Origin of the sequence: Denitrificimonas caeni (assembly GCF_905120345.1) — a bacterium.
GTDB lineage: Bacteria > Pseudomonadota > Gammaproteobacteria > Pseudomonadales > Pseudomonadaceae > Denitrificimonas > Denitrificimonas caeni_A.
Window position 1 is genome coordinate 66840 of the sequence record NZ_CAJHOA010000001.1, and the last position, 15206, is coordinate 82045.

Here is a 15206-nt window from a genome sequence, read left to right on the forward strand (position 1 = left end):
AAAATGCGTATAAATAAAAATGCCCCGCACGAGGCGGGGCATTCAGTGTTGCAAACGACGCTAAATTACACGGCTAATACAGGAATTGACGCTTTCGCGGCAGCTTCTTTGTAAGAGGCAATTTCGTCGAAGCTGAGGTAGCGATACACATCGCTCGCCATGCTGTCGATGTCTTTCGCGTACACCATGTACTCTTCAACCGTTGGTAATTTACCAATGATAGAGGCGACTGATGCAAGCTCAGCAGATGCCAAGAATACATCAGTGTTATCACCTAAACGGTTCGGGAAGTTACGCGTAGAAGTCGACACGACAGTCGCGCCTGTTTCAACACGTGCTTGGTTACCCATGCACAGTGAGCAGCCTGGCATTTCCATGCGCGCGCCTGCTTTGTTGAAGATGTCGTAGTAACCTTCTTCGGTCAGTTGGTACTGATCCATACGGGTTGGTGGTGCTAACCACAGACGTGTTGGCATAGTGCCTTCAACTTTCTGTAGCAGTTTACCTGCCGCGCGGAAGTGACCGATGTTAGTCATGCACGAACCGATGAACACTTCGTCAATTTTACGGCCTTGAACGTCAGACAGTAAACGAGCATCGTCTGGGTCGTTTGGTGCGCAAAGGATAGGCTCTTTAATGTCAGCCATATCGATTTCGATGATGGTTGCGTACTCAGCATCAGCATCAGCTGTTAACAGCTCAGGCTTGGCTAACCATGCCTCCATCGCTTGTGCACGACGCTCAATAGTACGTGCGTCACCGTAACCTTCACCAATCATCCAACGTAGCAGGGTGATGTTGGATTTCAGGTATTCAGCAATCACGTCTTCTGGCAGTTTGATGGTGCAACCTGCAGCAGAACGCTCAGCAGAAGCGTCAGATAATTCAAACGCTTGCTCAACAGTTAGGCCGGTCAGACCTTCGATTTCAAGAATACGGCCAGAGAAGATGTTCTTCTTGCCTTTTTTCTCAACGGTCAGGTGACCTTCTTTAATGGCGTAGTAAGGAATCGCATGAACAAGGTCACGTAAAGTGATACCTGGGTTCATTTTACCTTTAAAACGAACCAGTACTGATTCAGGCATATCCAATGGCATTACACCAGTGGCTGCGGCGAAGGCAACTAGACCTGAACCTGCTGGGAAAGAAATACCCATTGGGAAACGGGTGTGTGAGTCACCACCGGTACCAACGGTGTCAGGCAGCAACATACGGTTCAACCAGCTGTGGATGATACCGTCGCCTGGACGCAGTGATACACCACCACGGTTCATGATGAAGTCAGGCAATGTGTGGTGGGTAATTTCGTCAATTGGTTTTGGGTAGGCTGCAGTGTGGCAGAACGACTGCATCACGAGGTCAGCAGAGAAGCCCAAGCACGCCAAGTCTTTCAACTCGTCACGGGTCATAGGACCAGTAGTGTCTTGTGAACCAACAGTGGTCATTTTCGGCTCACAGTAAGTGCCAGGGCGTACACCTTGACCTTCTGCTAAACCACACGCGCGACCCACCATTTTCTGCGCTAAGGTGAAACCTTTACCGCTATCAGCTGGAGCAACAGGGGTTTTGAACAAATCTGCTGGGCCCATGCCAAGTTCAGCACGTGCTTTGTCAGTTAAACCACGGCCAATGATCAATGGAATACGGCCACCGGCACGTACTTCATCAAGCAGAACGTCAGTTTTCAATTCAAAAGTAGTCACAACTTCATTGTTGTCGTGACGACGTACTTCACCTTTGTATGGATAAACGTCAATCACGTCGCCCATGTTAAGGTCTGTGCAATCAAATTCGATTGGCAGAGCGCCCGCATCTTCCATGGTGTTGTAGAAGATTGGTGCAATCTTAGTACCGAAGCAGAAACCGCCAGCGCGCTTGTTAGGTACGTTCGGGATATCGTCACCGAAGAACCACAGCACAGAGTTGGTGGCTGATTTACGTGAAGAACCGGTACCCACAACATCACCAACGTAGGCAACTGGGAAGCCTTGAGCTTTCAGTGCTTCCATTTGCTTGATTGGGCCGACTGAACCTGCAACGTCTGGATTAATACCATCACGCTCCATTTTCAGCATCGCTAATGCGTGCAAAGGAATGTCTGGACGTGACCATGCATCAGGTGCAGGTGACAGGTCATCAGTGTTGGTTTCACCAGTGACTTTGAACACGCTTAAAGTGATTTTTTCTTCTAGCGCTGGGCGGGCTTTGAACCACTCGCCGTCAGCCCATGATTGCATCACTGCTTTAGCATTGGCATTGCCTGCTTTAGCTTTTTCAGCAACGTCATGGAACGCGTCAAACATCAGCAGAGTGTGTTTCAGTTCAGCGGCTGCTAATTCAGATAACTCCGCGTTGTCTAATAAAGCAACCAGAGTTTCAATGTTGTAGCCACCTTGCATGGTGCCCAACAATTTAACAGCTTGTGCTTTATCGATTAGCGGTGAAGTGGCTTCACCGTTGGCAATGGCTGTTAAGAAACCTGCTTTAACATAAGCGGCTTCGTCAACACCAGCAGGAACGCGATCAGTGATCAGTTCTAATAGGAAAGCTTCTTCACCAGCAGGTGGGTTTTTCAGTAACTCAACTAAACCAGTGGTTTGTTCGCTAGTCAGTGGCTGCGGGACAATGCCCTGTTCAGCGCGTTCTGCTACGTGTTTGCGGTAGGCTTCAAGCACAGTATTATATCCTCATCATTGGCCCCCAAACAGGAAGGGGCGCTTATCCAGAAGCTGTTTTCAAAGTGTTGCAGGCACGCGTAATCAGACTAGTGCTGAGTTTTTATCATTACTATTTACGCTGCAGCGGTAAGAGTAAAACTCTACACGCTTTGAAAACAGCCTCGATTTTGGACGTGAACGCCTAAAATGGCGGCCTTATTCTAAGCCACAAGCGCTAAAAAGTTAAGAGGCATTCATGGTTTTACATGGGGTTTTATATGTTAGACCATGGGCTAACATCATTTTTACGTTATTTAGTCAGCTATCGTGCTAAGGCGTGCAGATAATAAAGAGCCGTTCAAAAATACTTTGAACGGCTCTTGGATCACTGCTTAACCTTCAAGCTGGCTTTCTAGGTGCCGCATAACGTGTTCTGGTTTCAACACCAGTACATCGGTTTCAACAGCATCGAGAACCACTTCAGCTGTATTGCCAATCAGTGCGCCGGATAAACCGGTGCGTGCCACAGTACCAATCACAGTGACGACGGCATCCAGCTCTTTAGCCATTTCTGGAATCAAAACGTCGGCAGGTCCTTCTTTGATATGCATTTGACCCTCTTCCAGTTCAAACTCTTTAACAAAGTTTGCACATTCTTCGCGGTAGCGCGCTTCGATGGTTTCGCGCAGCTGGAAAGTTGGATCAGAGGCCGACAACATCGGTGATGGATGTGCAGTAAAGACATGCAGGGTTGCTTTGGCGATGGACGCCACTTCAAAAGCATTACTGATTAAGCTGGCGTGTAGCGCTTTGTGTTCCGCGCTGCTATTACCCACATCGACTGCCACTAGAACAGTGCCTTCAGTCCAAGGACGGTTGGTTTTTGCGATCAGTACTGGGCTAGGGCAATAACGCAGTAACTTCCAGTCATCTGGGGTGAGCAATGCACGCTTAAGTGGATTCTCAGGGAAGTGTTGTTTAACCACTAAGCCACAGCTTTCAGCTTGTTGAACTTGAATAATGGTTTCATGAAAGGTTTGGTGCCACGCTTGCTGAGTAGTGACATCGTAGCCGTCCTCTTCTAGCTCGCGCGCTGCGTCGGCTAAGTATTGGCTGTGCTCGCCGCGCTTGTCACAAACCAGTAAATGCAGGCGTGAGTGAGTCACTCCGGCAATTAACTTGGCACGTTTTAGTGCTAACCCTTCTGGTTGGTTGGGGGTCATAACCACCAAGATGCTACGGATGGCTTGCATGTGTCTCTCCCTGTTTTTTAGAATATAAAACCTGTCTTGATTAGCATGACAGCTTTATTTGCTGGCTGGTATTGATACCTATCAACGAACAAGACTGGCTGTTCTAGTGGTGCTCCGTATAATAGAGCACAATCATCACAGCCTTTAGTACTTGTCTATGTTAATACCTGAAATTGAAGCTTTTTTACAGTGCCAAACACCACAAAGTTGGATTGAGTGTGCGCTCGAACACCCTGAAGAGCTATTGCTTGATCACGCCAATTGCGAGAAGAAGGCCGCGGGCACAGCGTTAAGTCTGATGTTTCGTTATGCTGAGCGTGAAGAGTTACAACAGTATCTATCGCGTTTAGCGCGCGAGGAGTTGCGTCATTTTGAGCAAGTGACGGCCATTATGAAAAAACGCGGTATGCGTTATCGTCAGCTCAGTCCTTCCAGCTATGCGCAGCGCTTGCACAAACACATTGCCAGTCAAGAGCCTGCTAAGTTAATCGATAACTTGATTGTCTTAGCTTTTATTGAAGCGCGATCCTGCGAGCGTTTTTACCGTTTAGCACCGTATTTAGATGAGGAGTTGGGCCGCTTTTATAGCTCGCTATTAAAGTCGGAATCACGGCATTTTGAGGGCTATTTGCGTATGGCGCAGCTCTACGCTAAGCACTCTATTGAAGAGCGTATCGCGTTTTTTGCTAACGTCGAGCGTGAAGCGATTTTAACTGAGGATACGGTGTTTAGGTTTCATAGTGGCGTGCCTAAGCTGTTGGGCGACCCTAGACCTTTGACGAGTACAGCGGGCGCTTAATCGGCCGCTGTTGGGTCAGTAAAGGCTAATGCGTGTAACTCGAGTGTGTTGCTGCTGGCCTTAATAAACCAGCCCTGACTGTCCCAATCACCGAGAACAATACGTTGTTTTTGTCCAGTGAGGTTGTGTACTGCCGGGCGGTGGGTGTGGCCGTGAATTAATGTGCGCACCTTGTGTTGCGCCATCACGCGGGTCACTTCGTCTGGATTAACATCAGTGATGTCTGATGTTTTCAGTCGCGTACTGGTTTTGCTTTTTTGACGTAAATCACCGGCTAAACGCTGGCGAGTACGCAAGGGCAAATGGCGAAGAATTAATAAAATCAAAGGGTTGCGTAAAACTCTTCGCAAACGAATGTAACTAAGATCGCTGGTGCATAAGCTGTCGCCATGCATCAATAACACCGCTTCACCGGCCAATTGCACAACGCTAGGGTCCTCAAGTAGCTGGCAGTCGGCGAGCTCACAAAAGCCGTCACCGATTAAAAAGTCGCGGTTGCCATGCATTAAATAAATATCAGTACCGGTTGCAGCTACTGCACTGAGTGCCTCGGCAATCTTGAGTTGAAAGGGCGTGATGGCATCATCACCGATCCACACTTCAAAAAAATCACCCAAAATATACAGCGCTTGCGCCTGCTTAGCGTGTTGCTCAAGAAACGCGAGGAACGCGCCGGTAATGTCCGGGCGCTCCTCGTGCAAGTGCAAATCAGAAATCAGTAAAATCACTCAACGATCTCTGCTTTTTCGATAATGACATTGTCACGTGGTACATCTTGATGGCCGCCTTTGCTGGTAGTAGCAACGCTTTTAATCGCATCAACCACATCCATACCGTCAACCACTTCGCCAAACACGGTGTAGCCCCAACCTTGAGTGGTCGGTGCACTGTGATCAAGAAAGTCGTTGTCTTTAACGTTAATAAAGAACTGTGCTGACGCTGAATGCGGTTCCATAGTGCGCGCCATAGCGATGGTGCCAAGCTTGTTAGAAACACCGTTGTTGGCTTCGTTTTTAATGCTGTCACGGGTTTTTTGTTCTTTCATATTGATGTCAAAACCACCACCTTGGATCATAAAGTTGCTGATCACACGGTGAAAGATGGTGTTGTCATAATGGCCATCTTTAACGTACTGAATAAAGTTGGCTACGGTTTCAGGGGCTTTGTCAGCAAACATTTTTAAGGTAATCACGCCGTGATTGGTATGTAATTTAATCATTAATTTGATCCATAGAAGCTAAAAAGTCATAGACCTGTCAGAGAGGTGGCAGGTTCGGGTATGATAAGCACTTTATTTGAGCCAGCCTACCCATAATAGCCAGTAATGAGTATTTAAGAGCCCATGAGCACGTCTGATTCTTCCGTTAATGTCGCCGCGAACTTTCTTCGTCCTATTCTTGCAGCTGATTTAGAGTCAGGTAAGCACAGTAGTATTGTTACGCGCTTTCCACCTGAACCCAACGGTTACTTGCATATTGGGCATGCTAAATCTATCTGCCTTAACTTTGGTTTAGCCAAAGAACTCGGCGGTGTCTGCCATCTGCGTTTTGATGACACCAATCCAGCGAAAGAAGAACAAGAGTACATCGAAGCTATTAAAGCTGATGTCAATTGGTTGGGCTTTCAGTGGGATGGTGATGTGCGTTATGCCTCGGATTACTTTGAGCAGTTATACGCATGGGCGGTTTATTTGGTTGAGCAGGGCAAAGCCTATGTCTGTGATTTATCGCCAGAACAAGCCCGTGAATACCGTGGTAGCTTAACTGAGCCTGGTAAAAACAGTCCTTTCCGTGAGCGCAGCGTTAGCGAGAGCTTGGATCTGTTAACCCGTATGCGTGCCGGTGAATTCCCTGATGGAGCCCGTGCGCTGCGTGCCAAGATTGATATGGCCTCAGCGAATATGAATCTGCGTGATCCTATTCTGTACCGTATTCGTCATGCCCATCACCACCAAACTGGTGATAAATGGTGCATCTACCCAAGTTATGATTTTACTCACGGCCAGTCTGATGCGATCGAGTTGATCACCCACTCGATCTGTACCTTGGAATTTGAGGATCACCGTCCATTGTATGAGTGGTTTTTAGAGCAGTTGCCGGTTCCAGCCAAGCCTCGTCAGTATGAGTTTGCGCGGTTAAACCTAAACTACACGGTAACCAGCAAGCGTAAATTGAAACAGTTAGTCGATGAAAAGCACGTCACGGGCTGGGATGATCCACGCATGTCGACGATCAGCGGCTTCCGTCGTCGTGGTTATACTTCCGCATCAATTCGTAATTTCTGCGACATGATCGGTGTTAACCGTGCCGGCGGCATTGTTGATTTAGGCATGTTGGAATTCTGCATCCGCGAAGATCTAGATACCAACGCCTCACGTGCAATGTGCGTGCTTAATCCGATTAAAGTAGTGATCAGTAACTACCCGCAGGAGCAAGAGCAAAGCTTACAACTGCCACGTCACCCTAAGCGTGATATCGGTACGCGTGAATTGCCGTTTTCTCGTGAAATCTACATTGATGCCAGCGACTACGAAGAAACGCCACCAAAGGGCTATAAGCGTTTGGTGCCGGGTGGTGAAGTACGTTTACGCGGCAGCTATGTGATTCGTGCTGATGAAGCCATTCGTGATGCTGATGGTAAAATTGTTGAGTTACGTTGCTCGTATGATCCAGAAACCTTGGGTAAAAACCCAGAAGGTCGTAAAGTTAAAGGTGTGATTCACTGGGTGCCTGCGGCGCAAAGCGTTGAATGCGAAGTGCGTTTATACGACCGCCTATTTAAAACTGCTAACCCCGATAAAGGAGAAGATGGCGAAACCAGCGAATCTTTCCTCGATAACGTCAACCCAGAGTCACTCGTCGTATTAAAAGGGTGCCGTGCTGAACCTTCGTTGCTGCAAGCGCAGGTCGGCGACAGCTTTCAGTTTGAACGTGAAGGCTACTTCTGCCTCGACAGCCGCGACAGCACGCCAGAGGCATTGGTGTTTAACCGTACAGTGACTTTACGTGACTCGTGGGGGTAAGCATGACTTTAACAATTTATAACACCCTAACCAAACAGAAAGAGCCATTACAGCCCTTAAACGACAACCATGTGCGCATGTATGTTTGTGGTATGACCGTGTATGACTTCTGCCATATTGGTCATGCGCGGGTGATGGTGGCGTTTGATGTGGTCACGCGCTGGTTGCGTCACCGAGGCTACGACGTCACGTACGTGCGTAATATCACTGATATTGACGACAAGATTATCCGTCGTGCGCAAGAAAACAACGAGCCATTTGAGCAGTTGGTTGAGCGCATGATTGCCGCCATGCATGAAGATGAAGCGCGTTTAAATGTCCTGCGTCCTGATCAGGAACCACGTGCCACCGGTCATATTGACGGCATGTTCAAAATGATCCAAACCTTGATTGATAAAGGTTTTGCTTATGCGGCGGACAATGGTGATGTCTATTACCGCGTCGCCAAGTTTGTTGGCTACGGTAAATTATCACGTCGCAATATCAACGATTTAAAAATCGGTGCGCGCATCGAAAGAGATGAAGCTAAAGAAGATCCACTGGATTTCGTCCTGTGGAAAGCTGCCAAGCCGGGTGAGCCAAGTTGGCAGTCACCTTGGGGCGCAGGCCGTCCAGGCTGGCACATTGAGTGTTCAGTGATGTCCACCTGCTGCCTTGGTGACAGTTTTGACATTCATGGTGGTGGTCCAGACTTGGTTTTTCCACACCATGAAAATGAAATTGCGCAGAGTGAAGCGGCAACCGGTAAACAGTATGCAACGACTTGGATGCATGCCGGTGCAGTACGGGTTGATGGCGAGAAAATGTCCAAATCCTTGGGTAATTTTTTCACCATTCGTGATGTTCTAGAAAAGTACCATCCAGAAGTGGTTCGTTATTTGCTCGTGGCCAGTCATTACCGTAGTCCGATAAATTATTCAGAAGATAATTTACGCGAGGCGCGTTCAGCATTGGAGCGTTTTTACTTAGCACTGAAAAGTGTTGCAACGGCACCTGCAGTCGGTGGTGAAGCTTTTGTTGAGCGCTTTAACAAAGCGATGGATGATGACTTTAATGCCCCTGAAGCCTGCTCTGTGCTGTTTGAAATGGCACGCGAAGTGAATCGCTTAAATAGTCAGGATCCAGTTGTTGCTGCCGGTTTAGCTGCGCGCATGAGAGAGTTGGGCGCTGTGCTGGGTATTTTGCAGCTTGAGCCTAATGCGTTTTTACAAGCAGGCTCGGAAAAGCGTGTTGATGCAACACAGGTTGAAGCGCTGATTGCTGCACGTTTAGCTGCTCGGCAGAATAAAGAATGGGCTGAATCGGACCGTATACGTGACGAATTGACCGCTTTGGGCATCGTCTTAGAAGATGGCAAAGACGGAACCGGTTGGCGTTTTGCTGATCAATAATACGCGGTGCTGATGTTGTACAGAGTTCTACTGTGTGCAACATCAACGAGCGGCGATATATCTGAATATGAGTGGTGAGTTGTATGCAGCTGTTTTTAAATACGTCTGTGCGTTGCATGTTAAGTACTGCGCTGGTCGCAGGTTACTTAAGCTTGCCCAGTATGGCGTTTGCGCAAGAGACTGATTACTCGCAAGATGATGAAATCTGGCAAGATTTTGGTGAAAAAGAAGACCCTTGGGAGCAGGCTAACCGCGCTGTTTTTCGTTTCAATGATGTCCTTGATCGCTGGGCACTAAAACCTTTAGCTAAGGGGTACCAGAAGGTCACCCCGGATGTGGTTGAGGATGGTGTGCACAATGTTTTTCGTAATTTAGGTGAAGTACGTAACCTTACCAATAATCTTTTACAGCTGAAGATGCATGATGCTGGCATAGATACGGCGCGCTTTTTCTTTAACACCAGCTTTGGCTTGTTAGGCTTTTTTGATGTCGCGACAAAAATGGGCTTACAGCGTAATGATGAAGACTTTGGTCAGACATTAGGTTCTTGGGGGGTGAAAAGTGGGCCGTATCTAGTCTTGCCGTTTTTTGGTCCTAGTACGGTACGTGATACTGCCTCCCTCTATACCGATACGTATGTCAGTGCCTATCGTTATATTAATGATGTTCCTGTACGCAACAGCATGTATGGGCTCAATATCGTTGATACACGTGCCAGCTTGCTCTCGGCTGAACGCTTGATTGCTGGTGATAAGTACCGTTTTATCCGTAATGCTTATTTGCAAAACCGTGAGTTTAAAGTGCTTGATGGCAATGTAGTCGACGACTTTTAAGCTGTTTTGTATTGCTGGTTTTAATTATTACGTAGTAGAAGGTGATGCTTTCTACTGCGTTGTCTTGTGTGGCTAAGGCATAGACCCCTTGAATCAGACTGGCGATAAGAGTACCTTTTGCGGCTAAACACTATTAATGATTTATAAGTCATGCATTCGACTTCGCAACAGAACAGTCATCAGACTGTATCTGAGGCGCTGCTTTTATTACAGAAGCAGCATGCCTTACTACTAGAAGACCAGCTTGCTGGTCGACAACTGCAGCAACAAATACGGCCAACGACACCTTGGCAAGCACAAGGCATCGATTTTGCACACTGTGTGATTCCTGCGTTGTATTTGACGGGTGATTCGCTGGATTATTTTGTTCTGCCTGATGGTCGCTTATTGCTCTATCTCGCCGATGTGTCTGGGCATGGCACGGCTTCTGCGCTGATTAGTATGCTGCTGAAAAATACTGTCCGAGAGTTCATTTTCGGTGCGCATGCGAGCCGCTCAGATGCGCCTGTGACGCCAGCGACGGTGTTGGCCTATCTCAATCAGCGTCTGCTCACCTATGACTCTGATCGGCATGTAACGCTGATTTGTGCGATTGTTGATACAGTACAAAATCTGTTGTTCTGGAGTGTGGCAGGGCATTTACCTGCGCCTGTTCTATACAGTGCTGGACGCGCAGCGTTTTTACGCGGCAAGGGGCAACCGGTTGGTTTGTTTGAGCATGCAAAATACAACGATGAGCAGATGTTATTGCCAGATGCGTTTAGCTTGAGCTTATTTTCCGATGGGATTTTAGAGGTGCTACCAGAAAAGCACCTAATTACCCGTGAAGCTGCTTTGCCCAAGTTGATTAGTGCCGCGCAGGGTGACTATGCACAGATTGTCGAGCGTCTAGGGCTGGCTAACTGCAGCAATATGCCTGATGATATCGCCATGCTGGTGCTGAGCAGGAATCTTGCATGAGTGATGGTAAAATTCAGTGTGCTGAATACAACGACACCTTTGTTTTAAAGTGTGTGGGCGATGTGCGTTTAACATTTTGTTCTGCGCTAAATGAGAAAATTGAGAAAATTCTGAAAGCGCATTCTTTTAAGTCAATCGTGATTGATTTAACTGAAGTGATCAGTATCGACAGTACGACCTTGGGTTTGTTGGCTAAACTGTCAATTTTATCCAGACGTAAATTTGGCATGCTGCCAACTTTAGCCAGTACCAATCCCGATATCAGTCGAGTGCTGGACTCAATGGGCTTTAATCAGGTGTTTAACTTGGTACATACGCCAACACCGTGCCCTGAGTGCTTGGATGACTTGCCTGAGCAGGATCAGTCGGAAGCGGTGGTTAAGGAGCGTGTCTTAGAAGCCCATCATATTTTGATGAGCCTCAATGAATCCAATCGCGATGAGTTTCGTGATTTGGTCAGCGCCTTAGAAAGCACACCGTCATAGTGTACTTGAGCTATTAATGCTCCGCGCCGACCATGAATAAAATAACCTCGCAGAGCGCTATTATTTAGCTAAATAACTTTTCTAACTTTTCTTGGTCACGCGCAAATGCCCGGATACCTTCCGCCAGCTTTTCGGTGGCCATTGCATCCTCGTTGTGCGCCCAGCGGAAACTTGCCTGATCAACAGCGACACGATCTTCACCTTGGCTGTTGTCGTGCAGCTTACGCTCTAGCGGTCCCTCTTGATTGCTGAGTTGCTCTAGTAATTCAGGGCTGATGGTGAGGCGATCGCACCCCGCGAGCGCCTCAATTTGTCCCAGATTACGAAAGCTTGCGCCCATGACAATGGTTGGATAGTTATTGCCTTTATAATAGTTATAAATTCGCGAAACAGACTGTACCCCTGGATCTTCACTGCCGATATAGTCACGTCCGCTGTCTTTTTTGTACCAGTCGTAAATACGACCGACAAAAGGTGATATTAAAAATACTCCCGCATCGGCACAGGCCGCCGCTTGAGCAAAAGAAAACAGCAGGGTTAAGTTGGTTTGGATATTGAGTTTTTCTAAGCGTCGCGCGGCTTGAATACCTTCCCAGGTCGCTGCAATTTTAATCAATACACGCTGACGATCAACACCATGCTGCTCATAGCGATCAATTAAACGCAGGGCATAGTCATAGCTGGCTTGCTCATCGAAGGACAAGCGAGCATCCACTTCTGTTGAGATTCGTCCAGGAATCAACGATAAGATTTCACTGCCTACGGCCACGGCAAATTGCTCACAGGCGACTTGTGGCTGGCCGGAAAACTCATGTTGAATCTGCGTCATTAGCTGTGCATAACGCGGGAAGGTGGCTGCTTTTAACAGCAATGACGGATTGGTGGTGGCGTCGACCGGCTGTAAACGAGCAATCGCATCCAGATCACCAGTATCAGCGACGACTGTGGTAAAGCGTTTCAGTTGTTCAAGTTTGGAAGTCATAATAATCGGCTGCAATATGGGGCTAAAAAATAGTACATAGAACATAACTGAGCGTGGAATTGGATGCAATTGTTTAAAAGTGACTAACGTCCTTCAAGACCTTCAACAGCCTTGTCATAAATGCGCATTGGCTCGTCAGTTTTGTAGATATCTGCCGATAACAGCTGGCGAAAACGACGAGCACCGGGGAAGCCTTGCGCTAAACCGAGGATGTGACGGGTAATGTGTGGCGCTTTGCCGCCCTGAGCCATATGTTCGACGAGGTAAGGGCGTAACTGCTCAAGAATAGACGTACGAGTGATCTCAAGTTGCGCATCACCGAATAGCTGATGATCGACTTTACTAAGCAGCCACGGGTTATGATAGGCCTCACGACCGATCATTACCCCGTCAAATGTTTGTAGATGTTCAGTGCACTCCTCAAGCGTTTTGATGCCGCCATTCAAGATCAACTCTAAATCAGGGAAGTCCTTTTTCAGTTGTGCGGCGATGTCGTAACGCAAGGGCGGAATATCTCGGTTTTCTTTGGGCGATAAGCCTTCCAAAATCGCAATGCGCGCGTGCACAGTAAAACTTGTGCAACCGGCTTCTTGCACGCTGCCGACAAAATCACACAGCTCTGCATAACTGTCACGACCGTTGATACCAATACGGTGCTTGACCGTCACTGGAATCTGCACCGCATCCTGCATATGCTTGACGCAGTCAGTCACCAGCTGTGGATGCGCCATTAGGCAAGCGCCGATCATATTGTTTTGCACGCGATCACTGGGGCAACCAACATTGAGGTTGACCTCATCAAAGCCTGCAACCTCGGCCATTTTCGTACAGATCGCTAAGTCTGCAGGGTTGCTGCCACCCAACTGTAAAGCGACTGGGTGCTCACAGTCTGCATGACGTAAGAATCTCGCACTGTCGCCATGTATCAAGGCGCCAGTCGTCACCATCTCGCTGTAGAGCAGCGCCCGTTTAGAAATCAAGCGTAAGAAATAGCGACAATGGGCATCGGTCCAGTCCATCATCGGTGCAACGGAGAAGCGGCGGTTTACGGTATTCATTAATATTCAGCTCTGTAATAGCGGCATGGCTGCTCTTGCGGGCCATTTAATGAGCGTATTGTATGTTAATAATGCGCTGTTTAGGAGGGGAAACAAATCCGCTGTTTGCTTGGCTGAGATGCTGTCGGCGCTGACAGGTGTTCTGATGTGAACACTGACTTGCAGTGCGTTTGGGTACCGCCCGTTGCGAAGGTCTTGCCTTCGGCTGTGCCGTTAATATCAGCCACGTCCAGTCATCCGCGGCATGAGTACCGTCTTGCCAATGCTGAGAGTTGTTCAGGTTGTCTGCTGAACGCTTAGATACTGGCTATTAAGTAGAGCGAATACTTGGCTCGCCGTAGATCAAGCACTGTACTTGCTTTTCAACTGCACCTTAATCACTAGGGGTTCAAGCACACGGCAACAGCAGGGAAGTATTTCGTCTCTGCGCAGATAGGCCAATGGTGGTTTTTCATAGTCAACGCTACCGGCACGCAGGGTCACGCGGCAGGAACCGCAGTAACCACTACGGCACTGGTATTCGACTTGGTGACCGGTACGCTCCAAGCCTTCCAGTAGCGTTTCTGACTCGTCCAGTTGAAAAATCAGATCTTCAGTAATGACTTGCATGGACTTGTCCACTTAAAGCTCGAATTCGCCTAAGTCTTCAGCTGACACGGTCGAATTGATCTGGCCAACCAAGTAGGAGCTGACTTCAACTTCTTGCGGTGCGACTTGAACGTTGTCAGAGACTAACCAGGCATTAATCCATGGGATTGGATTGTGCGAGGCATTGCTAAACGCAGGCTCAAGACCGACGGCATGCATGCGTAAGTTAGTGATGTATTCAATGTACTGATTCAGAATGCCAAGGTTAAGGCCAATCATTGAACCATCTTTGAATAAGTATTTAGCCCACTCTTTTTCTTGCTGCGCTGCGTGCTTGAAGATTTCAACGCTCTCGTCGTGGCATGAACGTGCTACTTCAGCCATTTCAGGATCATCGTGGCCATCTTGCATAATGTTAATGATGTGCTGAGTACCGGTCAGGTGCAGCGCTTCATCGCGAGCAATCAGGCGAATAATTTTCGCGTTGCCTTCCATTAAACGACGTTCAGCAAAGGCAAAAGAGCAGGCAAAGCTAACATAGAAGCGAATTGCTTCCAGTACGTTAACACTCATCATGCACAGATACAGTTTGCGCTTAAGCTCAAATAAGCTGACTTCGTGAGTTCTACCATTGAGCGTGTGTGTACCGGGGCCGCATTTATTGTAGAGCATGCTGTAATGGATCAAATCATCGTAGTACTTAGAGATATCACCGGCACGCTCAATGATGTGCTCATTGCGCATAATATCGTCAAATACCACAGCCGGATCGTTGACAATATTACGAATAATATGGGTGTACGAACGCGAATGAATGGTTTCCGAGAACGACCAGGTTTCAATCCATGTTTCTAGCTCTGGAATCGAAACCAGTGGCAAGAAGGCAACGTTAGGGCTACGGCCTTGGATGGAATCCAGCAGCGTCTGATACTTGAGATTACTGATGAAAATATGCTTTTCATGATCGGGCAGATTGCGGTAATCCGTACGATCTTGAGATACATCCACTTCCTCAGGACGCCAGAAAAACGACAGTTGTTTTTCAATCAACTTTTCAAAAATAGGATATTTTTGTTGGTCGTAACGTGCGACGTTAACCGGTTGGCCAAAAAACATAGGTTCTTTGAGCTGGTCGTTATCAGTTAGTGAGAAAGTGCTGTATTTCATAATCATTCACC

The 15206-nt window shown here is 47.8% G+C and carries 14 protein-coding genes; 6 read left to right on the forward strand and 8 right to left on the reverse strand.

Translation table 11 applies throughout. The features are described from left to right. Positions 1 to 65: 65 nt before the first annotated feature. Both acnB and JYJ62_RS00285 read right to left on the reverse strand, forming a co-directional pair. On the reverse strand, positions 66 to 2675 hold the full coding sequence (gene acnB / locus JYJ62_RS00280; protein WP_205340188.1) for a bifunctional aconitate hydratase 2/2-methylisocitrate dehydratase: 2610 nt from the start codon (positions 2673 to 2675) through the stop codon (positions 66 to 68). A 374-nt stretch (positions 2676 to 3049) separates the two neighbouring features. Then, positions 3050 to 3910: a universal stress protein gene (locus tag JYJ62_RS00285; RefSeq protein ID WP_205340189.1), complete on the reverse strand. Its 861-nt coding sequence runs from the start codon at positions 3908 to 3910 to the stop codon at positions 3050 to 3052. A 157-nt stretch (positions 3911 to 4067) separates the two neighbouring features. Between JYJ62_RS00285 and JYJ62_RS00290 the strand changes: the two genes are divergently transcribed. Next, on the forward strand, positions 4068 to 4709 hold the full coding sequence (locus JYJ62_RS00290) for a tRNA-(ms[2]io[6]A)-hydroxylase (protein ID WP_205340190.1): 642 nt from the start codon (positions 4068 to 4070) through the stop codon (positions 4707 to 4709). Here JYJ62_RS00290 and JYJ62_RS00295 read toward each other — a convergent pair. Next, positions 4706 to 5437 (reverse strand): UDP-2,3-diacylglucosamine diphosphatase, encoded by a 732-nt coding sequence (locus JYJ62_RS00295; protein WP_205340191.1) that lies wholly within the window; start codon positions 5435 to 5437, stop codon positions 4706 to 4708. The two genes, JYJ62_RS00290 and JYJ62_RS00295, sit on opposite strands and share 4 nt — an antisense overlap. After that, positions 5434 to 5928: a peptidylprolyl isomerase gene (locus JYJ62_RS00300; protein WP_205340192.1), complete on the reverse strand. Its 495-nt coding sequence runs from the start codon at positions 5926 to 5928 to the stop codon at positions 5434 to 5436. The genes JYJ62_RS00295 and JYJ62_RS00300 overlap by 4 nt, the downstream gene beginning before the upstream one ends. Positions 5929 to 6051: 123 nt before the next feature. On the opposite strand from JYJ62_RS00300, the gene JYJ62_RS00305 reads away from it, so the two are divergent. The 5 genes from JYJ62_RS00305 (at position 6052) to rssC (ending at position 11400) form a co-directional block, all read left to right on the forward strand. Beyond that, complete coding sequence (locus JYJ62_RS00305; protein ID WP_205340193.1) at positions 6052 to 7731, forward strand: glutamine--tRNA ligase/YqeY domain fusion protein; 1680 nt, start codon at positions 6052 to 6054, stop codon at positions 7729 to 7731. A gap of 2 nt (positions 7732 to 7733) precedes the next feature. Then, positions 7734 to 9122: a cysteine--tRNA ligase gene (cysS, locus tag JYJ62_RS00310; protein WP_205340194.1), complete on the forward strand. Its 1389-nt coding sequence runs from the start codon at positions 7734 to 7736 to the stop codon at positions 9120 to 9122. 83 nt (positions 9123 to 9205) lie between these two features. After that, positions 9206 to 9955: a VacJ family lipoprotein gene (locus JYJ62_RS00315; RefSeq protein WP_232365678.1), complete on the forward strand. Its 750-nt coding sequence runs from the start codon at positions 9206 to 9208 to the stop codon at positions 9953 to 9955. A 150-nt stretch (positions 9956 to 10105) separates the two neighbouring features. Continuing rightward, the gene (locus JYJ62_RS00320; RefSeq protein ID WP_205340195.1) at positions 10106 to 10915 is read left to right on the forward strand and encodes a PP2C family protein-serine/threonine phosphatase; all 810 of its coding nucleotides are present in this window, start codon (positions 10106 to 10108) and stop codon (positions 10913 to 10915) included. After that, positions 10912 to 11400, forward strand: a complete 489-nt coding sequence (rssC, locus tag JYJ62_RS00325; protein ID WP_205340196.1) for an anti-sigma factor antagonist RssC — start codon at positions 10912 to 10914, stop codon at positions 11398 to 11400. Before JYJ62_RS00320 ends, rssC begins: the two co-directional genes overlap by 4 nt. A 64-nt stretch (positions 11401 to 11464) precedes the next feature. On the opposite strand, the gene tal is transcribed toward rssC, so the two are convergent. The 4 genes from tal to nrdB all read right to left on the reverse strand — a co-directional run bounded on the left by tal (position 11465) and on the right by nrdB (position 15201). Then, positions 11465 to 12382 (reverse strand): transaldolase, encoded by a 918-nt coding sequence (gene tal, locus JYJ62_RS00330; RefSeq protein WP_205340197.1) that lies wholly within the window; start codon positions 12380 to 12382, stop codon positions 11465 to 11467. 83 nt (positions 12383 to 12465) lie between these two features. After that, a complete protein-coding gene (dusA, locus tag JYJ62_RS00335; RefSeq protein ID WP_205340198.1) occupies positions 12466 to 13440 on the reverse strand; it encodes a tRNA dihydrouridine(20/20a) synthase DusA in 975 nt (324 codons plus the stop codon). A gap of 342 nt (positions 13441 to 13782) precedes the next feature. Then, positions 13783 to 14049 carry a class I ribonucleotide reductase maintenance protein YfaE gene (gene yfaE, locus JYJ62_RS00340; RefSeq protein WP_205340199.1) on the reverse strand — a complete coding sequence of 89 codons (267 nt, stop codon included), beginning with the start codon at positions 14047 to 14049 and terminating at the stop codon, positions 13783 to 13785. A gap of 12 nt (positions 14050 to 14061) precedes the next feature. Then, a complete protein-coding gene (nrdB, locus tag JYJ62_RS00345; RefSeq protein WP_232365679.1) occupies positions 14062 to 15201 on the reverse strand; it encodes a class Ia ribonucleoside-diphosphate reductase subunit beta in 1140 nt (379 codons plus the stop codon). Between the last annotated feature and the right edge of the window lie 5 nt (positions 15202 to 15206).